Source organism: Pseudarthrobacter naphthalenicus (assembly GCF_029076445.1).
GTDB classification, from domain to species: domain Bacteria; phylum Actinomycetota; class Actinomycetes; order Actinomycetales; family Micrococcaceae; genus Arthrobacter; species Arthrobacter naphthalenicus.
The window spans coordinates 60,950-81,472 of record NZ_JARESG010000002.1 but is presented as its reverse complement, the minus strand read 5'-3'; the positions used below and the strand labels follow the sequence as shown (position 1 = coordinate 81,472).

Annotated in this window: 20 protein-coding genes and 1 riboswitch; of the genes, 14 read left to right on the top strand and 6 right to left on the bottom strand. The window is 65.9% G+C overall.

The window, feature by feature from the left end; genetic code table 11:
- Positions 1 to 106 precede the first annotated feature (106 nt).
- From PY310_RS02485 to PY310_RS02465, 5 genes are all read left to right on the top strand, one after another.
- A complete protein-coding gene (locus PY310_RS02485; RefSeq protein WP_275212564.1) occupies positions 107 to 1,633 on the top strand; it encodes a CitMHS family transporter in 1,527 nt (508 codons plus the stop codon).
- Positions 1,634 to 1,778: 145 nt separating this feature from the next.
- Entirely contained in the window at positions 1,779 to 2,075 is a 297-nt protein-coding gene (gene gatC / locus PY310_RS02480; RefSeq protein WP_275212563.1) for an Asp-tRNA(Asn)/Glu-tRNA(Gln) amidotransferase subunit GatC, read from the top strand.
- Between the two features lie 2 nt (positions 2,076 to 2,077).
- Positions 2,078 to 3,634 (top strand): Asp-tRNA(Asn)/Glu-tRNA(Gln) amidotransferase subunit GatA, encoded by a 1,557-nt coding sequence (gatA, locus tag PY310_RS02475; protein ID WP_275212562.1) that lies wholly within the window; start codon positions 2,078 to 2,080, stop codon positions 3,632 to 3,634.
- Positions 3,634 to 5,142, top strand: a complete 1,509-nt coding sequence (gene gatB, locus PY310_RS02470; protein WP_275212561.1) for an Asp-tRNA(Asn)/Glu-tRNA(Gln) amidotransferase subunit GatB — start codon at positions 3,634 to 3,636, stop codon at positions 5,140 to 5,142. The genes gatA and gatB overlap by 1 nt, the downstream gene beginning before the upstream one ends.
- Positions 5,143 to 5,334: 192 nt before the next feature.
- Positions 5,335 to 5,985, top strand: a complete 651-nt coding sequence (locus PY310_RS02465; protein ID WP_275212560.1) for a hypothetical protein — start codon at positions 5,335 to 5,337, stop codon at positions 5,983 to 5,985.
- 91 nt (positions 5,986 to 6,076) lie between these two features.
- On the opposite strand, the gene PY310_RS02460 is transcribed toward PY310_RS02465, so the two are convergent.
- The gene (locus PY310_RS02460) at positions 6,077 to 6,988 is read right to left on the bottom strand and encodes a LysR family transcriptional regulator (protein WP_275212559.1); all 912 of its coding nucleotides are present in this window, start codon (positions 6,986 to 6,988) and stop codon (positions 6,077 to 6,079) included.
- A gap of 138 nt (positions 6,989 to 7,126) precedes the next feature.
- Between PY310_RS02460 and tdh the strand changes: the two genes are divergently transcribed.
- The 5 genes from tdh to PY310_RS02435 all read left to right on the top strand — a co-directional run bounded on the left by tdh (position 7,127) and on the right by PY310_RS02435 (position 12,722).
- Positions 7,127 to 8,173, top strand: coding sequence for an L-threonine 3-dehydrogenase (gene tdh, locus PY310_RS02455; RefSeq protein ID WP_275212558.1), 1,047 nt, complete (start codon positions 7,127 to 7,129; stop codon positions 8,171 to 8,173).
- An 8-nt stretch (positions 8,174 to 8,181) separates the two neighbouring features.
- A complete protein-coding gene (locus PY310_RS02450) occupies positions 8,182 to 9,390 on the top strand; it encodes a glycine C-acetyltransferase (RefSeq protein WP_275212557.1) in 1,209 nt (402 codons plus the stop codon).
- A 43-nt stretch (positions 9,391 to 9,433) separates the two neighbouring features.
- Entirely contained in the window at positions 9,434 to 10,564 is a 1,131-nt protein-coding gene (locus PY310_RS02445; RefSeq protein ID WP_275212556.1) for an NAD(P)/FAD-dependent oxidoreductase, read from the top strand.
- 11 nt (positions 10,565 to 10,575) lie between these two features.
- Complete coding sequence (gene hutI, locus PY310_RS02440) at positions 10,576 to 11,787, top strand: imidazolonepropionase (RefSeq protein WP_275212555.1); 1,212 nt, start codon at positions 10,576 to 10,578, stop codon at positions 11,785 to 11,787.
- A gap of 137 nt (positions 11,788 to 11,924) precedes the next feature.
- Positions 11,925 to 12,722 carry a DeoR/GlpR family DNA-binding transcription regulator gene (locus tag PY310_RS02435; protein WP_275212554.1) on the top strand — a complete coding sequence of 266 codons (798 nt, stop codon included), beginning with the start codon at positions 11,925 to 11,927 and terminating at the stop codon, positions 12,720 to 12,722.
- On the opposite strand, the gene PY310_RS02430 is transcribed toward PY310_RS02435, so the two are convergent.
- The gene (locus PY310_RS02430) at positions 12,719 to 13,399 is read right to left on the bottom strand and encodes a histidine phosphatase family protein (protein WP_275212553.1); all 681 of its coding nucleotides are present in this window, start codon (positions 13,397 to 13,399) and stop codon (positions 12,719 to 12,721) included. The two genes, PY310_RS02435 and PY310_RS02430, sit on opposite strands and share 4 nt — an antisense overlap.
- A gap of 142 nt (positions 13,400 to 13,541) precedes the next feature.
- Here PY310_RS02430 and PY310_RS02425 point away from each other — a divergent pair, with 142 nt between their 5' ends.
- Positions 13,542 to 14,333: a CPBP family intramembrane glutamic endopeptidase gene (locus tag PY310_RS02425; protein ID WP_275212552.1), complete on the top strand. Its 792-nt coding sequence runs from the start codon at positions 13,542 to 13,544 to the stop codon at positions 14,331 to 14,333.
- A 113-nt stretch (positions 14,334 to 14,446) separates the two neighbouring features.
- Here the strand turns inward: PY310_RS02425 and PY310_RS02420 are convergent, their stop codons facing one another.
- A complete protein-coding gene (locus PY310_RS02420; protein ID WP_275212551.1) occupies positions 14,447 to 15,085 on the bottom strand; it encodes a VOC family protein in 639 nt (212 codons plus the stop codon).
- Positions 15,086 to 15,244: 159 nt separating this feature from the next.
- On the opposite strand from PY310_RS02420, the gene PY310_RS02415 reads away from it, so the two are divergent.
- Both PY310_RS02415 and metX read left to right on the top strand, forming a co-directional pair.
- Positions 15,245 to 16,654, top strand: a complete 1,410-nt coding sequence (locus tag PY310_RS02415) for a bifunctional o-acetylhomoserine/o-acetylserine sulfhydrylase (protein ID WP_275212550.1) — start codon at positions 15,245 to 15,247, stop codon at positions 16,652 to 16,654.
- A gap of 80 nt (positions 16,655 to 16,734) precedes the next feature.
- Positions 16,735 to 16,849, top strand: a riboswitch (SAM riboswitch).
- Positions 16,850 to 16,862: 13 nt separating this feature from the next.
- Positions 16,863 to 17,978, top strand: coding sequence for a homoserine O-acetyltransferase MetX (gene metX, locus PY310_RS02410; RefSeq protein WP_275212549.1), 1,116 nt, complete (start codon positions 16,863 to 16,865; stop codon positions 17,976 to 17,978).
- A gap of 47 nt (positions 17,979 to 18,025) precedes the next feature.
- Here the strand turns inward: metX and PY310_RS02405 are convergent, their stop codons facing one another.
- Together PY310_RS02405 and PY310_RS02400 are read right to left on the bottom strand one after the other, a co-directional pair.
- Complete coding sequence (locus PY310_RS02405) at positions 18,026 to 18,601, bottom strand: hypothetical protein (protein ID WP_275212547.1); 576 nt, start codon at positions 18,599 to 18,601, stop codon at positions 18,026 to 18,028.
- A 45-nt stretch (positions 18,602 to 18,646) separates the two neighbouring features.
- Positions 18,647 to 19,498 (bottom strand): SGNH/GDSL hydrolase family protein, encoded by an 852-nt coding sequence (locus PY310_RS02400; RefSeq protein WP_275212809.1) that lies wholly within the window; start codon positions 19,496 to 19,498, stop codon positions 18,647 to 18,649.
- Positions 19,499 to 19,593: 95 nt separating this feature from the next.
- Between PY310_RS02400 and PY310_RS02395 the strand changes: the two genes are divergently transcribed.
- Positions 19,594 to 20,244, top strand: a complete 651-nt coding sequence (locus PY310_RS02395) for an alpha/beta hydrolase (RefSeq protein ID WP_275212546.1) — start codon at positions 19,594 to 19,596, stop codon at positions 20,242 to 20,244.
- A gap of 24 nt (positions 20,245 to 20,268) precedes the next feature.
- On the opposite strand, the gene PY310_RS02390 is transcribed toward PY310_RS02395, so the two are convergent.
- The gene (locus PY310_RS02390; protein ID WP_275212545.1) at positions 20,269 to 20,502 is read right to left on the bottom strand and encodes an RNA-binding S4 domain-containing protein; all 234 of its coding nucleotides are present in this window, start codon (positions 20,500 to 20,502) and stop codon (positions 20,269 to 20,271) included.
- Between the last annotated feature and the right edge of the window lie 21 nt (positions 20,503 to 20,523).

Below are 20,523 nucleotides of genomic sequence, written 5' to 3'. Positions count from 1 at the left end.
GTATGCCAATCAATTGAGCCAAAGCCACAGCCGTGACGGCCGCCACCCTACAGTCTGTAGCACGCGTCACACCGCTGTGCCGCTGTTCACAATGAAGGAGCCGGCCGTGCTGGTATTACTTGGATTCGCAATGATCGCGGTATTCATGGTGCTGATCATGACGAAGAAGCTGACGCCAGTGCTGGCGCTCATCATCGTCCCCACCGTTTTTGGCCTGTTCGCAGGCGCCGGGCTCGGCCTTGGCGACATGGTCATGGACTCGATGAAGTCCATGACCTCAACTGCCGCCCTGCTGATGTTCGCCATTATCTACTTCGGCCTGATGATCGACGTGGGGCTCTTTGACCCGCTGGTCCGCTTCATCCTGCGCAAGCTTGGCAACGACCCCGCCAAGGTCGTCCTGGGCACCGCATTGCTGGCCGCGGCAGTCTCCCTGGACGGCGACGGGTCCACCACGTTCATCCTCACCACCGCCGCCATGTTGCCGATCTACCTCCGGCTGAAGATGAGCCCCGTGGTCCTCACCGTCGTGGCCGGCCTGGCCAACGGCACCATGAACATCGTGCCGTGGGGCGGCCCCACCGCCCGCGCCGCCAGCGCCCTGAAGATCGACGTCAATGACGTCTTCGTTCCCATGATCCCGTCACTCATCGCCGGCCTCGCCGTGGTCCTGGTGTTCGCCTGGGTCCTTGGACTGCAGGAACGCAACCGCCTCCGCGCCACCCAGCCCGAAATCTGGGGAGTGCCGTCCTCGGCCGAACCCTTTACCGCTGAAGAGTTCGACGGCGGCACCTCCGCAGGCGGCAGCGGCAGCTTCCGGAATGGTTCCGTCCGGAATGGTTCCGGCAACGGTGGCTCCGGCCGCGGTCCCGCGCCTGTTCCCGCAACGGGAGGCCCCGCCGTCAGCGGTGCAGCGCACTCCGGTGGTGTGGCCCTGCTGGAACGCACCGAACTCACGGCGGACAGCGACACCGGCATGGCCGGCACGGCCCTGGACCCCAACCGCACCACCCTTCGCCCCAAGCTGTTCTGGTTCAACCTGGCCCTGACGGTGGCTGTCATGGTGGTCCTCGTGGCCAACATCATCCCGCTGCCCTACGTCTTTATGGTGGGCTCGGCCATCGCCTTGCTGGTGAACTTCCCGCACGTCAAGGACCAGGCTGCACAGGTCGTGGCGCACGCTCCCTCCATCGTTGCCGTAGTCAGCATGGTCATGGCTGCCGCAGTCCTGACCGGCGTCCTGAAGGGCACGGGCATGGTTGAAGCCATGTCCGCCTGGCTGGTGCAGATCATCCCGTCCAGCATGGGCCCGCTCATGGCCGTCATCACCGGCCTCCTCAGCATCCCCATGACGTTCTTCATGAGCAATGACGCGTTCTACTTCGGCGTGCTTCCGGTCCTCAGCGAGACGGCTGCGCACTACGGCATCAGCGGCGCCGAGATGGCCCGCGCCTCCATCACCGGGCAGCCGTTCCACATGCAGAGCCCGCTGGTTCCGGCCATCCTGCTCCTGGTCTCGCTTGCCAAAGTTGACCTGGGCGACCACCACAAAAAGGTGCTTTGGCGCGCCGCCGTGGTTTGCCTGGTCATGTTGGCAATCGCAATGCTGACCGGGGCTATCGGTATCGGTTAGTCTTATGCTGCCTGTGGCCGGTCCCCGTGACCGGGACCACGGCACCGAGGTGCCCGTCTGACGCCCGCTGGGGGTCGTCAGACGGGCACTGACGTTTCCCCACTAGACTGGATCGGAAAACAATTCGAACTTGCAGGGGAGATCCATGGCTGCGATCAACCGTGACGACGTTGCGCACCTCGCGCAACTCGCTCACATCGAGATGAGTGCTGAAGAGCTGGACAGGATGGCCGGCGAACTCGCCGTCATCGTTGATTCAGTGAAGTCCGTGAGTGAAGCCGCCGGCGACGACGTCCCGGCAACCTCCCACCCCATCCCGCTGACCAACGTGTTCCGCGAGGACGTCGTGGGCCACACGCTCACGGCCGAACAGGCACTCTCGGGAGCCCCGGACTCCGATCAGAACCGTTTCAAGGTCCCGGCAATCCTGGATGAGGCATAAGCATGACTGACAGCAACGAACTTATCCGCCTCTCCGCGGCCCGGCTGGCTGAAATGCTCCGCGCCGGCGAGGTCACCTCCGTGGAGGTCACGCAGGCATTCCTGGACCGGATCGCGGCGGTCGACGCCGGCGAACGCGGCGTGAACGCCTTCCTGCACGTCAACACGGAAGAGGCACTCGCCGTCGCCGCCGAAGTGGACGCCATCCGTGCCGCCGGCGGTGCCGCGGCCGAGGAACTGCACGAACTCGCCGGTGTGCCCATCGCGGTCAAGGACCTCATCGTCACCATCGGCCAGCCCACCACGGCCGGGTCGAAGATCCTCGAGGGCTGGCACAGCCCCTACGACGCCACGGTCGTCAAGCGCCTCCGCGCCGCGAAGATGCCCATCCTTGGCAAGACCAACCTGGACGAGTTCGCCATGGGGTCCTCCACGGAGCACTCCGCGTTCGGTCCCACCCGCAACCCCTGGGACCTGGACCGGATCCCGGGCGGTTCAGGCGGCGGTTCGGCTGCCGCCGTCGCCGCTTTTGAAGCTCCGCTGGCGCTCGGCACGGACACCGGCGGTTCCATCCGCCAGCCCGGTGCCGTCACGGGCACCGTGGGCGTCAAGCCCACCTACGGCAGCGTCTCCCGCTACGGTGCCATCGCCATGGCCTCCTCCCTGGACCAGATCGGCCCGGTCTCCCGCACGGTGCTGGACTCGGCGCTCCTGCACCAGGTCATCGGCGGGCACGACCCGTTCGATTCCACCTCGCTGCCGGATCCCCTGGACGACCTGGTGGCGGCCGCCCGCACGGGCAACGTCGAGGGCCTGCGCGTGGGCATCATCAAGGAACTGCACGGCGAGGGCTACCAGGCCGGCGTGGAGAACCGCTTCAACGATTCCCTGGAGCTGCTCAAGGAAGCCGGCGCGGAAATTGTTGAGGTCTCCTGCCCCAACTTCCAGTACGCCCTGGGCGCCTACTACCTGATCATGCCGTCGGAGGCTTCCTCCAACCTGGCAAAGTTTGACGGCGTCCGGTACGGCTTGCGCGTCCTCCCCGAGGACGGCCCCATGACCATCGAACGCGTCATGGGAGCCACCCGCGCCGCCGGTTTCGGCGCCGAGGTCAAGCGCCGCATCATCCTGGGCACGTACGCCCTGAGCGCCGGCTACTACGACGCCTACTACGGCTCGGCCCAGAAGGTCCGCACGCTGGTGCAGCGGGACTTTGACGCCGCGTTCGCCCAGGCCGATGTCCTGATTTCGCCCACCGCCCCCACCACGGCGTTCAAGCTCGGCGAGAAGCTCAACGACCCGCTGGCGATGTACCTCAACGACGTCGCCACCATCCCCGCCAACCTCGCCGGCGTACCGGGGCTGACCCTGCCCGGCGGCCTGGCTGATGAGGACGGACTGCCCGTCGGCATCCAGCTCCTGGCCCCGGCCCGCCAGGACGCCCGCCTCTACCGGGTGGGTGCCGTGCTCGAATCGCTGCTGGAAGCGAAGTGGGGCGGCCCGCTGCTGGCGCAGGCCCCCGAGCTGGCCCCTTCCATCGAAACCCAGGAGGCAAAATAATGAGCACTGACGCAACCCTGAGCTTCGAAGAGGCCATGGAGAAGTACGATCCCGTGCTGGGGTTTGAGGTTCACGTGGAGCTGAACACCAAGACCAAGATGTTCTCCTCCGCTCCGAACGTCTTCGGCGACGAGCCGAACACCAACGTCAACGAGGTGGACCTGGGCATGCCCGGCGTCCTGCCGGTGGTGAACAAGACCGCGATCGAGTCCTCCATCAAGATCGGCCTTGCCCTCAACTGCAAGATCGCCGAGTCCTGCACATTCGCCCGGAAGCAGTACTTCTACCCGGACACCCCGAAAAACTTCCAGACGTCCCAGTACGAAGACCCCATCGCGTACGACGGCTACCTGGACATTGAGCTTTCGGACGGCACCATCTTCCGCGTGGACATCGAGCGGGCCCACATGGAAGAGGATGCCGGCAAGCTCACGCACATGGGTGGTTCGGCCGGCCGCATCCAGGGTGCCGACTTCTCGCTGGTGGACTACAACCGCTCGGGTGTGCCGCTGGTGGAGATCGTCACCAAGCCGATCGAAGGCGCCGGCAGCCGGGCCCCGGAACTGGCCAAGGCGTACGTCGCCGCGGTCCGCGAGATCGTCAAGAACCTTGGCGTGTCCGACGCGAAGATGGAACGCGGCAACGTGCGCTGCGACGCCAACGTCTCGCTCCGCCCGCACGGCCGCGAACGCTTCGGCATCCGCTCCGAGACGAAGAACGTCAACTCGCTGCGCGCCGTCGAACACGCCGTCCGCTACGAGATCCAGCGGCACGCCGCCGTCCTGGACTCCGGCGAGCCGGTCATCCAGGAGACGCGCCACTGGCATGAGGACACGCGTACGACGACGTCGGGCCGGGCCAAGTCCGACGCTGACGACTACCGCTACTTCCCGGAGCCGGACCTGGTTCCGATCGTCGCATCCCGTGAGTGGGTGGAGGAACTCCGGGCCACCCTGCCCGAGCCGCCCGCCGCGCGCCGCAAGCGCCTGCAGGCTGACTGGGGCTACTCGGACCTCGAATTCCGCGACGTTGTCAACGCCGGCGTCATGGACGAGATCGAGGAAACCATTGCCGCAGGTGCCTCGGCAACTGTTGCCCGCAAGTGGTGGATGGGCGAGATCGTGGGCCGGGCCAAGAACGCAGACGTCGATCCCGGCCAGCTGGGTGTCCAGCCGGCCACCATCGTGGAGCTGAACAAGCTGGTGGAAGACGGCAAGATCAACAACAAGATGGCCACCGAGGTCCTGGACGGCGTCCTCGCCGGCGAAGGCACCCCGGCGGAAATCGTCGAAAAGCGCGGCCTGGCCGTGGTTTCCGACGACGGCCCCCTGCTGGAAGCCATCGACGCCGCCCTGGCGGCGCAGCCGGACGTCGCGGACAAGATCCGCGGCGGCAAGCTCCAGGCCATCGGTGCGATCGTCGGCGGCGTCATGAAGGCCACCCGCGGCCAGGCCGATGCCGCCCGTGTCCGGGAGCTGATCCTGGAAAAACTGGGCGTGGAGGGCTAAGCACCCGCGATTAACCCAACTGGGTAGCGCCAAGTGTCGTTTTGAACCCTCATAACGGCACTTAGCGCTACCCAGTTGGGCGTTAAGTACTCACTTCCCGGAGGTTGCCCACTACTCGTGCGCAGCGGTGCCTGCCCGTCTTACACTGAAGGCCCAGGGCGCCGCTGCCCTGCGGTGCTGCGGAGGTGCGTCATGTCAGTCCGGGAGCCCATGCGGCTGCGTAAGGCAATGTTGGCCGGCATGGTCGCTTTGGCGTTGACCGGTGCGGGCACGGCGATTGCCTGGTCCGCCGGTGACCCGCCAAGCCCGTCACCAACACCGACACCGTCGGCCTCCGGATCCGCACCGGGAAAGGCACCGGAAACGGCGCCGGGAGCGGCACCGGGACAGCCCGGTGAAGCCCACAAGTCCCAGCGCCCCCAGCAGCTGCACGGCGAAAGCGTGGTGAAGAAAGCTGACGGGACCTTTGAAACGCAGCTGACCCAACGGGGCACCGTGGACTCCGTCAGCTCCACATCGGTGACGGTCAAGAGCGAAGACGGTTTCACTCAGAACTACGCGGTCAACGCAGAAACACAAATCACCATGTTCCCTGCGCCTGCCGCCGACGGATCGCCGTCCAAGGGCGCGGACGGCAAAAAGCTCAAGCCCACAGCCGGGACCATCGCGGATATCGCCGCCGGTGACGCCGTGCGGATCTCGGGTGTGAAGAACGGGGACCGGGCCACGGCAGCGGGGATCGTCAAGGGCGCGCCGGCCCGTGCGGACAAAGGGCTTGGTTTGGGCAAAGGCCATGGCAAGGGCCACGCCAACGGCCGCAAAGCAACCACCAGTAAAAGCTGATCCCCGCCCCAAGTAGGTAGCGCTATGTGTCGTTTTGGGCCCTCAAAACGACACATAGCGCTACTTAGTTGGGGGGCAGGAACGCGCGCCGTCAGTCCTGCTCCACCAGCCCGGTCATGATCGCCTGCAGGGCCTCGCACACCATCACCACCGACCGGCGCTTCAGGTTCTCCGGCCGCGCCAGGATGTCGATCCGCCGCCGCGTGCTGATCCCCTCCAGCGGCCGCAGCACAATACCCGGATTGAGCACCGGCCGGGCCGTGTGCCGCGGCAGCAGGCCCACCACGCCGCCCGCGGCCACCAGCGCCGCCACCGTGGAGTAGTCGTTGATCCGGTGGACGATGTTCAGTTCCCTGCTGGAGACGGCCGCGACGGCGGACAGGACATCCGCGGGGGAGTACCCAGTGTGGCTGGTCACCCATGGTTCGCCCACGACGTCGGCCGCTGTGACCGTCTGCTGCCCGGCGAGGCGGTGGTCCGCCGGGAGGGCGACATCCAGCGGTTCGTGCGCCAGCGGAATGACGGCCACCCGCTCCCGGGGCCAGCGCGGACTGTGGTCCATCCGGTGCGCCAGCACCAGGTCGTAACGTGCGGTCAGCCCGGGGAAGTCCTGCTGCGCCACGTCCTCGTCGGAAAGCTGGACCAGGGGCTTGCCGGGGGCGTCCAGCAGCCGCGCCAGCGGGGCAAACAAGGCCTGGCCCGCGCTGTGGAAGCCGCTGAGTGTCACCGGCGCCACCGGCGAGCCGTGATAGGCGCCGATCGCGGTGCGGGCATCAGCCATGGCGCTGACGACGGCGGCGCCCGCGTCCGCGAGCACCTGACCGGCCTCGGTGAGCACCAGGTTCCGGCCCTCTTTCCGCGTCAGCGGCACCTCCACACCACGCTGGAGCAGGGACAGCTGCTGGGAGACGGCGGAAGGTGTCACCATGAGGGTTTCCGCCACGGCCTTCACGCTGCCCAGGGCGCCGAGTTCACGAAGGATCTCCAGCTGGTGTATTTCCATTCCGCCAGTCTAAGCGTTAGTGAATCCTTCATCGTCGATTGAGAAAATACTGCTTGTGCTAATGCTTTGGAGTGGCTCTAATGAAGGGAGGATTTCCGCCGCGCAGAAGCGGGGCGCCCGCCAACAGTCAGGAAGCCCATGAAGGCCCTCTTCAAGTCCGGCGCCCACGCAGGGTTCGAGCTGGTCGACCGCCCGGAGCCCGCGGCCGGTCCCGATGACGTCAAGATCCGGGTCATGACCACGGGCATCTGCGGCACGGACCTGCACATCCAGTCCTGGGATTCCTGGGCGCAGGGGATGATCAACGCGCCGCTGATCGCCGGCCACGAGTTCTACGGCGAAGTGGTGGAGACGGGCGGGGACGTCCGGGACGTCAAGGTGGGGGACCGGGTGTCCGGCGAGGGCCATGTGGTGTGCGGCATCTGCCGCAACTGCCGGGCGGGCCGCCGGCAGATGTGCATCCACACGGTCAGCGTGGGCGTGCAGCGGGACGGCGCCTTCGCCGAATACGTGGTCATCCCCGAGACCAACGTCTGGGTCCACCATGATCCCTCCGTCACCCCGGAACTGGGTGCGATCTTTGATCCGTTCGGCAACGCCGTGCACACCGCCCTCAGCTTCCCGTTGGTGGGAGAAGACGTGCTCATCACGGGGGCGGGCCCCATCGGGCTCATGGCCATCGCCGTTGCCCGCCACGCCGGAGCGCGCAAGATCGCCATCACCGACGTCTCGCAGCCCCGGCTGGACCTGGCCCGGCAGCTCGGCGTGGACCTCGCCATCGACGTCTCCACCACCCGCGTGCGCGACGCCCAGCGTGAGCTGGGCATGCGTGAAGGGTTCGACATCGGCATGGAAATGTCCGGCCACCCCACGGCGCTGCCTGAGATGATCGACAACATGAACCACGGCGGCCGTATTGCCATGCTGGGGCTGCCCAGCCAGGACATCACCATCGACTGGGGCAAGGTGGTCACGCACATGCTGACCCTCAAGGGCATCTATGGCCGGGAAATGTACGAGACCTGGTACGCCATGAGCGCGATGCTGTCCTCCAATCCGGTTCTGCACGCTGCCATCTCGGCAGTCGTCACGGACCGGCTTCCGGCCCGTGACTGGGAAAAAGGCTTTGAGATTGCCCGCGCCGGCGTCGGCGGAAAAGTTGTCCTCGACTGGACAGAACTCTAAGGAGCATCATGTACACCGCCATCAAAGACCAGCTCCAGGCCGAACTGGACGAGATCCGGACCGCCGGGCTCTTCAAGACCGAACGCAGCATCAATTCTCCGCAGTCCAGCCACGTGACCGCCGGGCAGATTGGCCAGCCCGGCACCGCCGTCCTGAACTTCTGTGCCAACAACTACCTGGGCCTGGCCGATCACCCGGACATCATTGCCGCGGCAAAGGAGGCCATGGACACCCGCGGCTTCGGCATGGCCAGCGTGCGCTTCATCTGCGGCACCCAGGACCTGCACCTGGAACTGGAGGCCAGGGTCTCCGCATTCCTGGGCACCGAGGACACCATCCTGTTCTCCAGCTGCTTTGATGCCAACGGCGGCGTCTTCGAATCCCTCTTCGGACCGGAAGACGCCGTCATCTCCGACGCCCTGAACCACGCCTCGATCATCGACGGCATCCGGCTCTGCAAGGCCCAGCGGTTCCGCTACGCCAATCAGGACATGGCGGACCTCGAGGCCAGGCTCATTGAGGCCACCACGCAGGAGACGCCCGCCCGCCGCAAGATCATCGTCACCGACGGCGTGTTCTCCATGGACGGCTACCTCGCGCCCCTCGAAGCCATCTGCGACCTCGCCGACAAGTACGACGCCCTGGTGATGGTGGACGATTCCCACGCCGTCGGTTTCATGGGTGCCACCGGCGCCGGAACCCCGGAGCACGCGGGCGTGTCGCACCGGGTGGACATCTACACCGGAACGTTCGGCAAGGCGCTCGGTGGCGCGTCCGGCGGCTACGTGTCCGGACGAAGCGAAGTGGTGGCCATGCTGCGCCAGAAGGCCCGGCCGTACCTGTTCTCCAACTCGCTCGCCCCCGCCATCGTTGCCGCCACCATCAAAGCGCTGGACCTGGTGGAAAGCTCGGGTGAACTGCGGACCCGGCTGTTCGGGAATGCGGCCCTGTTCCGGCGCCGGATGACCGAAGAGGGCTTCGATCTCCTGGCCGGCGAACACGCCATTGTCCCGGTCATGTTCGGCGATGCCGTGATGGCAGCCAAGGTGGCGGACCAGATGCTCCAACACGGCGTTTTCGTTACGGCGTTCAGCTTCCCGGTGGTTCCCCGTGGTGCCGCCCGCATCCGCGTCCAGCTCTCGGCTTCGCATTCAGCGGACGACGTCGAAGCGTGCGTGGGTGCCTTCGTCGCCAGCCGTGCGGCTGTCGTGGGATAAACCGTCCCTGCCGCTAACGGAGCAGTAATGGTTAGATGGAGCCATGTCAGCCCATTACGATGTCCTCATAGTTGGCGGCGGTATCGCCGGTCTCTCCCTGGTGTCCGCCCTCGCCGGCAAATGCACTGTTGCCCTGGTGGAAGCGGAACAGGAGCTGGGGTACCACACCTCCTCCCGTTCGGCCCGCCAGCTGATCCCCAGCTACGGCCCCGCGGTGGTGCAGGAATTGACCCGCCGGACGCTCCAGCTGATGGCGGCCCGGGACGCGGAACTGCCCCGTCCGGTTCTGTCGCCGCGCAGCTTTATGCTCATCGGCACCGAGGAATCCGTGCTGGCAGAGGGCAGCGGCCAGATGAAACCCATCACCCACGCCGAGGCGATGGAGCTGTGCCCCGTCCTGGTGCCGGATTCCTTCACTGCTGCCGGCCTGGACTCCGGATCGTTCGGCTGCGATGCCCCTGCCCTGCTTGCAGACCACCGGGCGCGGGCCGAAGCAGCCGGGGCGCACATAATGACCGGTGCCCGCGTGCATTCCGCCCAGCGGCTGGGCTCGGGATGGCAAATCGGCGCCGGTCAGGAAGCTTTCGAAGCTGCTGTCATGGTGAACGCTGCCGGCGCCTGGGCTGACGAGGTCGCGGTGATCAGCGGGGTGGAGAAGCTGGGGCTGCAGCCGTACCGGCGCACCGCGGCGATTGTCGACGTCGAACGCCCCCTTCCCGAGCACAGCCCCATGGTGGCGGCAGCGGATCAGTCGTTCTACTTCCGGCGCGAGGGTCAAGGCGTGCTGATCTCGCCGTCGGAAGCGGTCCCCAGCGGCCCCGAGGACGCACAGCCGCGGCCGGGTGATGTGGAACAGCTGGTTGCGAAGCTCAACCAGGTGACCACGCTTGGGATCAGCGGCGTGCGGAGTGCGTGGACGGGGCTCCGGACCGAGGCGGCGGACGGCATTCCCGTGGCAGGGTTCGACGCCGAGGCCCCCGGGTTCTATTGGCTCGCGGGCCAGAGCGGGTACGGCTTCCAGACGTCCTCGGCAATGGCGGAACTGGCGGCCGCCCAGATTCTGGCCGGGCAAGGCGCCGGGCCGGACGCCGCACCAGGGTCGGGTGCCGGAGCCGGTCCGGAATCCCGGACAGCGGAGGCGCTGGCCGCCACGCGCTGGTCCATCCGGCGCTGAAGAATGGTTGCATGAGCACCCTGATCACCAACATTGCCGAGCTGATGACCCAGGACCTGGAGCACAAGGTCCTGAAAAACGCCGCGATGGTGATCGAGGGGGAGCGGATCGCCTGGCTTGGTGCGGCTGCTGCTGCGCCGGCGGCCGACGACTCCGTGGACGCGGGCGGCCGCGCCGTCCTTCCGGGCTGGGTGGATTCCCACACCCACCTGGTCTTCGCGGGGGACCGGACCGCGGAGTTTGAAGCGCGGATGGCCGGTGAATCCTATTCCGCGGGTGGCATCGCGGTGACGGTGGAGGCCACGCGACGGACCACTGACTTCGACCTCACCAGGCTGGCGCTGGCCCGCGTCGCGGAGGCCGTCGCCCAGGGCACCACGTACCTGGAAACCAAAACCGGCTACGGACTGGACGTTGAGCAGGAGGCGCGCAGCGCGAGGATCGCCTCCACCGTGGCCGATGAGGTGACGTTCCTCGGCGCGCACCTGGTCCCCGCCGGATCCGATGCCGACGCTTACACCGAGCTGGTCTGCGGGCCGATGCTGGACGCCGTCCGTCCTTACGTCCGCTGGGCGGATGTGTTCTGCGAGGAGGGGGCCTTCACCGCGGAACAGTCCCGCCGGGTGTTGGAGGCCTGCCGGTCTGCCGGACTCGGACTCAGGGTGCACGGCAACCAGCTGGGAGTGGGTCCGGGCGTCCAGCTGGCAGCGGAGCTGGGGGCGGCGAGCGTGGACCATGTGAACTATCTGGCTCCCGCTGACGTTACAGCGCTCGCGGACAGCTGGTCGGGCTGGGATCCGGAAACCGGCTCAGGCCGGCGGGGGACCGTCGCCACGTGCCTGCCCGCGTGTGACCTGTCCACCCGGCAGGCGCTGGCTCCCGGGCGTGAGCTGCTGGACGCCGGCGTGCAGGTGGCACTGGCTTCGAACGCCAACCCCGGTACCTCCTACACGAGTTCCATGGCGTTCTGTGTGGCCACTGCCGTGTTGCAGATGCGCCTCAGCGTCCATGAGGCGGTGCGCGCCGCTACCTACGGTGGAGCTCTCGCGCTGCACCGGGAGGCAGGGAACGACGCCGACGGCGAACGCGCGGTGGGATCACTCGCGGTGGGGCATCGGGCGGACCTGCATATGCTGAACGCGCCGTCCGCCACGCATCTTGCCTACCGTCCGGGGATGCCGCTCACCTACGCCGTGTGGCGGGCCGGCGTCCGGGCACGCTAGCCCGACGTTCGGATGGCCCGCGCGGGCGCCCAAAGGCCGGGTGAAAGGCCCGGCGGAAATGACGTTATGTGATTGTTCCTCTCTGATATGATCATCAAACGTCACATTTGGGTGATTGTTTGACGCTGAAAGGCCCCATGACCCGCACCGACCGCTTGACGGCCATCCTGGACATCCTCGCAAAAACCGGCCAGGTGGAGGTGGATGAAATCGTCACCCAGCTCGGCGTCTCGCCGGCCACGGCGCGGCGGGACCTCGACAGCCTGGCCAACCGCCGGCTGCTGACCCGGACCAGGGGCGGAGCCACCATCGGGGCACTGGCCTATGACCTGCCCGGGCGCTACAACCGTGACGATCATGCCGAGGCCAAGGAACAGATCGCCCAGGCAGCCTCGGCCCTGATTTGGCCCGGCGCAGTGATCGGGCTCTGCGGCGGCACCACCAGCACCGCCCTGGCCCAGATCCTGGCAACCCGCGAGGACCTCAATGCTCCCGCCAACCAGCCCACGCTCACGGTGGTCACGAACGCCATCAATATCGCCTCGCAGCTTGCGGTCCGTCCCAACATCAAGGTCATGGTCACCGGCGGCATCCTGAACCCCCGGTCGTATGAGCTCGTGGGTCCCTATACGGACATCATCATGCAGAAGGTGGTCCTGGACATTGCCTTCATTGGCGTGAACGGCATCGATCCCGTGGTGGGGCCAACCAACACCGGCGAAGGCGAAGCCTCGGTCAATGCACTCCTCGCCAGCCGGGCCCGGGTGTCCTATGTGCTGGCAGACTCCTCCAAGGTGGGTGTCCGGGCGTTCGCCACCATGGACGGTTACGAGTTCAGCCGGTTGATCACCGATGCGGGGATCTCCGCCGAGGATAAGGCGGCGTTTGAAGCCAAAGGCACCGAGGTGATAGTCGCCCCGGGCGGGCAACGCTAGTACATCACCGTCGGCGCATCCAGGACGGTCTCGTCCACCCTGCGGTCAACCCACTGGGTGAACGGGAAATCGAGTTCATACTTGCCAAGGTCGGTGCGCACCAAAGTCCGGACCTCGGCGTTGTTGGGATTATTCAGGCTTTCGAAATACTCCACGGACCAGTGGAACCAGCGCATGCAGAACAACCGCATGGTCAGGCCATGGGTCACCAGCAGGGCATTCGGCGCATAGTCGGGCTTGGACCAGTGCCGGTGCAGGGTCTCCATGAAGGATGAAATCCGGTCGTAGACGTCTGAGCCGGATTCACCTTCGCGGAAGCGGTAGAAGAAATGACCGTAGGCGTTCCGCAGTTCCTTCTGGTCCTCAATCTCGTCACTGATCTGGAAATTGGCCCAGTCCTGTTCCCGCAGTCTCGGCTCCTCGATCACGCGCTCCGTCAGGTTGCCCAGGTTCAGCGCCTCCAAGGTCTGATACGCCCGCAGATAGGGCGATACGTAGACACAGACCTGCCGGCCATCCAGTTCCCGGCGGATCCGTTCACCGGCCGCAGCGGCCTGGACCAGGCCCAGGGGCGTCAGCGGGATCCGGTAGTCCGGGATCCGGTTGTAAATGGTGGTATCCACGTTCGCCGCGGACTGGCCGTGCCGGATCATGATGATTTTCCCTGGCTCGCTCATAAGGCCCAAGCATAAGTCCCCACCCCGGACGCTCTCTCACTTAATGCGGGTTTTTGACGAACGCTCTCGCACCGTGGCGCGTCCGGCGAGCCGGGTTGTCAGGAATCAGCAAAGAACCAGTTACGGCAGGCAAGATGGAACCATGTTGGTTCCCTCCCGCCGCCGGTTGCGGTATGAAGTCTGGATTGTGCTGGGGCTTTCCCTGGGCCAGTCAGCCGTTTATTCAGTGGTGCAACTGCTGGACAAAATGTCGCGGGCGCCGCTGGCGGAAGGGACTTCCACCCTGAACCAGTCGCGGAGTTCCCGCGAATACTTTGACCTCACCTACCAGCTGCTGGACATCATCTTCGCCCTGGTGCCCGTGCTGCTTGTCCTCTACTTCCTTACCGATCAGCGGCAGGTGCGCGCGGGCGCGGGGACGGGGACGGGCGCGCAGGGGAGCTCGGCCTTCCAAAAATTGGGGTTCAACTTTGCCCGGCCCGCACGTGACCTGCTCCAGGGCCTGGGGCTGGCGGCGCTCATTGGCATACCGTCGCTGGGGCTTTACGCCGCCGGACGGGCATTGGGCATCACCACGGCCATCATCCCCAGCGCGCTTGATGCCCACTGGTGGACCATCCCCGTCCTGATACTCTCCGCGCTCCGGCATGCGGTGGTGGAGGAGGTCATTGTGGTGGGGTACCTCCTGGACCGCTTCGGCAAGTTCGGCTGGAGCGTTCCGCTGGCGATCATGACCAGTGCCACACTGCGGGGCAGCTACCACCTCTACCAGGGCTTCGGACCGTTCTTTGGCAATCTGGTCATGGGGTTGGTCTTCGGTTGGCTCTACACCAGGACGAAACGGGTGATGCCGCTGGTGGTGGCACACGCACTGTTGGACATCGTCGCTTTCGTGGGCTTCAGCCTCTTCGGCCGGGCCGTGGGGTTGGGCTGAAAGTGATCCGGCCGCCATCGGCGGGTGGCGACATTGGCACCCGCTGATGGCGGCCGAAGATTTGTTCCGGGCGGCACTGCCCGGGTGACCGGAAACCGGTCGGGTGGAGATGATCAGATAGTGACTGCGCCTTTGGCGGTTTCAAAGGTTACGGACAGGATTCCGGGCGTTCCCTTCGGAGCAACCCACTCCACCGCCACGTCCTCCAGCGGCTTCTCAACGGGTTCCCCCAGCCATTCAGTCACACGTTCGGCCGAGCCTGCAATGGTCAGGCAGCTCATCTTGACGTTGCTTTCGTAGGCGTTGGACGGGTGGAGGGCCGGGTCGCCTTCCCATTTGAGCATGTAGGGAACCTGCGGGTCCGCGATGAGGCCCAGGATGCCGATCTGCTTCCAGATCAGCTCGCGGCCGTCGGGGAACTTGCGGTTTCCGTTGACCGCGGCGCGGCCCAGGCGCTGTTCGAAGGGGGCGAGGTCGTCCACTTCGACGCACCAGCCCATCCAACCGCCGCCGGCTTCGGACCTGGCGCGGACGGCCTGCCCAAAGGGAGCCTTGTCCGAAGCAGGGTGGTTCAGGACCTCCACCACTTCCAGGTATTTGTGTCCGGCGAGGGGAATGATCATGTTCCGGGTTCCGAACCGGGGATGAACTCCACCCTTCACGGCTTCAACGCCGAGGGCAGACGAAATACGTTCGGTGGTGGCAGCCAGGCCATCTTGTTCACAGGCGTAAGAGACGTGATCCATGCGCATGCCATCATCTTGGCACTTTGTGATGAGCCTCTCAGCTAAGGGTTGCCTTACTGGGTTTTCCAGGTTTCTTTCGTTCGGCACAAACCTCAACGGAACGCTGAAGAGTGGGCCATCCGACCACCTTCGTCATAATCCTGTTATCGGCTGGGAAGCCTTCCTATGCTGAACGCAACCGAGCACTGCCCCACCTCGTCAAAGGAGCCCCGAATGTCGAACGGATGGTCTTTCGAAACCCGCCAGATCCACGCCGGACAGGAGCCGGACAGCGCCACCGGCGCCCGCGCACTGCCGATCTACCAGACGACGTCGTTCGTGTTTCCCAGCGCGGAAAGCGCCGCCAACCGGTTCGCCCTGGCAGAACTGGCACCGATCTACACCCGCATCGGCAACCCCACGCAGGACGCCGTGGAGCAGCGGATCGCCAGCTTGGAAGGAGGGCTCGGGGCCCTGCTGCTGAGCTCCGGACAGGCGGCGGAAACCTTTGCCATCCTGAACATCGCCGAAGCCGGGGACCACGTGGTGGCCAGCCCGAGCCTTTACGGCGGCACCTATAACCTGCTGGCGCACACCCTGAAGAAGTTCGGCATCTCCGTCACGTTTGTGGCGGACCCGGACAACCTGGAGCAGTGGCGCGATGCCGTGCAGCCGAACACCAAGCTGTTCTTCGCTGAGGTGGTCTCCAACCCGCGCCAGGACGTCCTGGACCTTGAAGGGGTTTCGAAGGCTGCACATGAGGCGGGTGTGCCGCTGATCGTGGACAACACCCTTTCCACGCCATACCTGATCCGCCCGCTGGAGTGGGGCGCGGATATTGTGGTTCACTCCGCCACCAAGTACCTGGGCGGCCACGGCTCCGCCATCGCCGGGGTGATCGTGGACTCAGGCAATTTTGACTTCGGCAAGGACCCGGAGCGGTTCCCCGGATTCAACACCCCGGATCCCACCTACAACGGTCTGGTTTACGCCCGCGATCTTGGTGCGGACGGAGCGCTCGGCGCCAACCTGTCCTACATCCTGAAGGCCCGGGTCCAGCTGCTTCGCGACCTGGGCTCCGCGGTGTCCCCGTTCAACGCCTTCCTCATTGCGCAGGGGCTGGAAACCCTGAGCCTGAGGGTGGAACGGCATGTGGCGAACGCCGTGGAGGTGGCCCGCTGGCTCGAGGCGCGGGACGACGTCGAATCGGTGGCTTACGCGGGCCTCCCGTCCAGCCCCTGGTACCAGCGGGGACTCAAATACGGTCCCAAGGGCACCGGCGCCGTGGTCGGGTTCAACCTGGCAGGCGGGGCTGAGGCAGGCAAACGCTTCGTGGATGCGCTGGAACTCCACTCCCACGTGGCGAACATCGGAGACGTCCGCTCGCTGGTGATCCATCCGGCTTCCACCACACACAGCCAGCTCTCGGCCGAGCAGCAGGCCATCGCCGGTGTCACGCCGGGGCTGGTCCGTCTGTCTGTGGGCATCGAGCACATCGATGACATCATCGCCGACCTCGAAGCCGGATTCCGGGCAGCCAAGGCGGCGGACAAATCCGCCGGACCCGTTTCGGATGCGGCAGGCGGCCATCAGTAACCCGCGCGCGAGTCAATCCGTGAAGTCATAACCGGTCACACGCTTAGCCTTAGCCGGGGCTGTTTCGTACACTCGAACCAGGTCATGAGTGCCAGCGACAGCCCCGGCTTGCTGGCCGGCAACCCTCTTCCGTGGTGGGGTGCCCCGGGTGAAGACCTGGCCAGCCGGTCAATTGACGGCGGGCAAGCGCGTAGAAGAGGTCCATTCCATGACGATCACCATCTCCCGAACGGCCGCTCCCGGAAACGGCGTGGTCCGCTATGCAAACATCGGTGGCCTGGAGCTCGAAGCCGGCGGTTACCTGCCGGACGTCACCCTGGCCTATGAAACGTGGGGCACGCTGAACGCGGACCGCTCCAACGCGGTCCTGATCGAGCACGCCCTGACCGGAAGCACCCACGTGACCCGCGGCGACAGTGACGAGCCCGGCTGGTGGGAGCAGCTGGCCGGACCGGGCGCGCCGGTGGACACGGACCGGTTCTTTGTGGTGTCCATCAACATGGTGGGCGGGTGCTACGGCTCCACCGGCCCGTCGTCCGCCGCTCCGGACGGAAAACCCTGGGGGTCCCGGTTTCCGCTGGTGACCCTGCGGGATTCCACGGCCGCCGAGGCCCGGCTGGCCGATCAGCTGGGCATCCATAGCTGGTTTGCGGTGCTGGGCGGCTCCATGGGCGGGGCCCGCGCCCTGGAATGGGCGGTCACTTTTCCGGAGCGGGTGCAGCGCTGCGCCGTCATCTCGGTGGGGGCCGCGAGCACGGCCGAACAGATCGCCTTCGCCCAGGCCCAAACCCTCGCCATCCGCCAGGACGTCAACTTCAACGACGGCGACTATTACGGCGGCCCGCTCCCTGAGGACGGCCTCGCCCTGGCAAGGCGCATTGCGCACATCACGTACCGTTCCGCAGCGGAATTTGACGGCCGGTTCGGACGCTCAGCACAGGTCCCCGAATCACCGTTCAAGGCCGCGGCGCTGGGGGAGCGCGGCCGCTACCAGGTGGAAAGCTACCTGGACCACCAGGGCCGGAAGCTGGTGAGCAGGTTCGATGCGAACAGTTACATCGCGATCACCGATGCCCTGATGAGCCACGATGTCACCCGCGGGCGGGGTTCCCTGGACGAGGCCCTGGGCCGGGCGACCGCCAGGTTCTTTGTGGCTGCCGTGGACAGCGACCGTCTCTACTTCCCGTCCCAGTCCCACCAGCTGGCGGCAGCGCTGCCCGGGGACGTTGCCGTGCACGTCATCGAAGCCCCCATCGGCCACGACGGCTTCCTCACCGAGATCGGCCAGCTCGGCAGCCAACTGCGGAGCACGTTCCTGGTCTAGCCACGTTCCTGGTCTGGCCGGGACCTAAGCGGTCCGCGCCTTCAGGATTAGCCGTTCATGATGTCGGAGCGGCGCTTCATGTAGTCCTCCATGGCCAGCTCGCCGTTACTGTACTGCTGGTCCAGTTCCGCGAGCTTACGCGCGCGGTAACCCTGCGGGGCCGACGGCGGCGGGGGAGTCGCCGGAGCAGCCGGCGCCTTCGGTGCCTCTCCGTACTGCTGCGGCTGGCCATAGTCCTGCGGCTGACCATAATCCTGGGGCCGGCCGAACTGCTGGGGCTGGCCATAATCCTGTGGCTGACCATACGGCGGGAACTGCTGACCATACGGCGGGAACTGCTGGTTGGCGGGCGGGACCGGCTGCATCGGCGGCAGCGGCTCGCCGGGCGGGAGGGGCTGCGAACTCATGATCTCGCGGTAGCCGCCACTCATGTAGTCCTGCTGTGTGTAGCCGTCGCGGGGCTCCCGGCTTTGCGGACCGGGAAACTGGCCCGGATATTGCCCCGGGTAGCCGCCGGAGAAGCCCTGCCCTTGGTTTCGTTTGTTGACGGACTTCCGGTACATCCGCATCGCCATCGGCACCACGAACGACAGGATGATGATCCAGAAAAACAAGCTGTTCACGGGGTAGCGCCTCTCATATGTGTCCCTCCAGTTTAAGCCCCCGGTTCAGCGGCGCGCCCCGGTGGCGGTGCCCAGCGGGCCTTCACCGGAACCCAGCGGAACCCCCGGGCCGAAGACGGGTCCCGGCGTCGGGCGTTTTGCCGTGATGCCATCCCCGGAGGAGCGGTTACGCAGCCGCCGGACCACCCACGGGACAAAGTATTCGCGGGCCCAGACGAGGTCTCCGCTGCGGGCCTCGCGCCAGGTCCGCGGCGGCAACGGCTTCGGAATGCTCGGTTCGAGGGTGTGGCTGACATTAAGCGACTCAAGCACCATGGCGGCGATGGTGTGGTGGCCCAGGGGCGAAAAGTGCAGCCGGTCCACGTCCCACATTTGCGGGTCGTTGAGCTGTTTCAGGGACCACATGTCCGCGATGACGGCATCATGACGGGCGGCTACGGTCCTCAGGTTCTCGTTGTAGATGGCCACCTTGCTGCGGATCCGGCCGAGGACCGAGGACCCGGTGTCCGGTCCGTTGAACAGCACTACCGTCGCGCCGCCCATCGAGAGGATCTGGACCACGGAATCGAGCTTTTCGGCCAGGGCGTCAGGGTCCCCGCCGGGCCGGATGAGGTCGTTGCCGCCGGCGGAAAGTGTGACCAGGTCCGGCTTGAGCGCCAGGCACGCGGCCAGCTGCTGGTCCACGATTTGCTGCAGGAGCCTGCCACGGACGGCGAGGTTGGCGTAGGCGAAGTCGTCCTGGCCACGGCCCAGTTCCTCGGCCACCCGGTCCGCCCAGCCGCGGTACCCGCCGGGACTTGTTGGCTCGGGATCGCCGATGCCTTCGGTAAAGGAGTCACCCATCGCCACGTAGCGGGTCCAGGGGTGGGTTTGTGTCGCCGGGGGAAGGTTCTGCATGGCTCTTGCTTCAGTCACGGTCCTATCCTGCCCTCTCGTTCTCAAGCTACGCCACCGTAGGTAGTTACCCCTCGGTAACTGTAAGAATGGAAACCATGACTGACGCCCAAGTATTTCCTGCCCCTGTTGTTCTATGGTCCAGGCCCGAGGACCAGCGCTCCGGACGGCCGCTGCTGGTCCTGCTTCACGGCTACGGCGCCAACGAACAGGACCTCCTGAGCCTTGCGGACATGCTGCCGGAGGAATTTGTGGTGGCCTCGCTCAGGGCGCCGCTGCCCACCGGGCCCGGTTTTATGTGGTTCCCGCTGACGGACACCATCGAATACTCCCTGGACGCCGTGAAGAAAGCCGCCGACTACGTGCAGGACTGGATCGACTCCGTCAAGGCCGACCACCCGTCCGTGACGCTGCTCGGCTTCTCCATGGGAATGGCCATGGCCACCACGCTGCTCCGGTACCGGCCCGCGGACTACGCCGCCGTCGTCGGGCTTTCCGGGTTTGTGGTCAATGCGGACGGCGATCCTGCGTTCAGGGACAGCGAACTTGACGGTACCGTCCCCCTGTTCTGGGGCCGCGACCAGCAGGACCCGGTGATCACCCCGGACAAGATCGAATACACCATGGGCTGGGTCCGCGGCCACGTCAAGCTCACCAAAGTGCTGTATACGGGAATGTGGCACGGCATCAACCAGCAGGAAATCGGCCACGTCTCCGAGTTCCTGACGCACGAAGTGCTGAACAAGTAAACACCCCGTAGGGGTACAGCTTTTTCAGGCCTCCGGGGCGACGATCCTGACCGTGCGGCCGTTGACGTTGACGGTGTCGCCGTTGTGCAGTTGGCGGCCGCGGCGTTCATCGATTTCGCCGTTCACCTTAACAAGTCCGCTTTTGATGAGCTCGGCCGCTTCCACGCCGTCTTCCACCAGGCTGGCAAGCTTCAGGAGCTGGCCGAGCCGGATCATGCTGTCACGGATGGGGATCTCTTCGATGTCCTGGTTGCTCATACAGCAATGATGCCTGACGTA

Bases quoted from the DNA above. Each gene is read 5' to 3' on its own strand.
- PY310_RS02395 (WP_275212546.1), top strand. From the start codon at position 19,594: ATGACTGACGCCCAAGTATTTCCTGCCCCTGTTGTTCTATGGTCCAGG.
- hutI (WP_275212555.1), top strand. From the start codon at position 10,576: ATGAGCACCCTGATCACCAACATTGCCGAGCTGATGACCCAGGACCTG.
- PY310_RS02460 (WP_275212559.1), bottom strand. From the start codon at position 6,988: ATGGAAATACACCAGCTGGAGATCCTTCGTGAACTCGGCGCCCTGGGC.
- gatB (WP_275212561.1), top strand. From the start codon at position 3,634: ATGAGCACTGACGCAACCCTGAGCTTCGAAGAGGCCATGGAGAAGTAC.
- PY310_RS02415 (WP_275212550.1), top strand. From the start codon at position 15,245: ATGCTGAACGCAACCGAGCACTGCCCCACCTCGTCAAAGGAGCCCCGA.
- PY310_RS02430 (WP_275212553.1), bottom strand. From the start codon at position 13,399: ATGAGCGAGCCAGGGAAAATCATCATGATCCGGCACGGCCAGTCCGCG.
- PY310_RS02450 (WP_275212557.1), top strand. From the start codon at position 8,182: ATGTACACCGCCATCAAAGACCAGCTCCAGGCCGAACTGGACGAGATC.
- PY310_RS02425 (WP_275212552.1), top strand. From the start codon at position 13,542: ATGTTGGTTCCCTCCCGCCGCCGGTTGCGGTATGAAGTCTGGATTGTG.
- PY310_RS02435 (WP_275212554.1), top strand. From the start codon at position 11,925: ATGACCCGCACCGACCGCTTGACGGCCATCCTGGACATCCTCGCAAAA.
- tdh (WP_275212558.1), top strand. From the start codon at position 7,127: ATGAAGGCCCTCTTCAAGTCCGGCGCCCACGCAGGGTTCGAGCTGGTC.
- PY310_RS02465 (WP_275212560.1), top strand. From the start codon at position 5,335: ATGTCAGTCCGGGAGCCCATGCGGCTGCGTAAGGCAATGTTGGCCGGC.
- PY310_RS02400 (WP_275212809.1), bottom strand. From the start codon at position 19,498: ATGCAGAACCTTCCCCCGGCGACACAAACCCACCCCTGGACCCGCTAC.
- metX (WP_275212549.1), top strand. From the start codon at position 16,863: ATGACGATCACCATCTCCCGAACGGCCGCTCCCGGAAACGGCGTGGTC.
- gatA (WP_275212562.1), top strand. From the start codon at position 2,078: ATGACTGACAGCAACGAACTTATCCGCCTCTCCGCGGCCCGGCTGGCT.
- PY310_RS02420 (WP_275212551.1), bottom strand. From the start codon at position 15,085: ATGCGCATGGATCACGTCTCTTACGCCTGTGAACAAGATGGCCTGGCT.
- PY310_RS02445 (WP_275212556.1), top strand. From the start codon at position 9,434: ATGTCAGCCCATTACGATGTCCTCATAGTTGGCGGCGGTATCGCCGGT.
- gatC (WP_275212563.1), top strand. From the start codon at position 1,779: ATGGCTGCGATCAACCGTGACGACGTTGCGCACCTCGCGCAACTCGCT.
- PY310_RS02390 (WP_275212545.1), bottom strand. From the start codon at position 20,502: ATGAGCAACCAGGACATCGAAGAGATCCCCATCCGTGACAGCATGATC.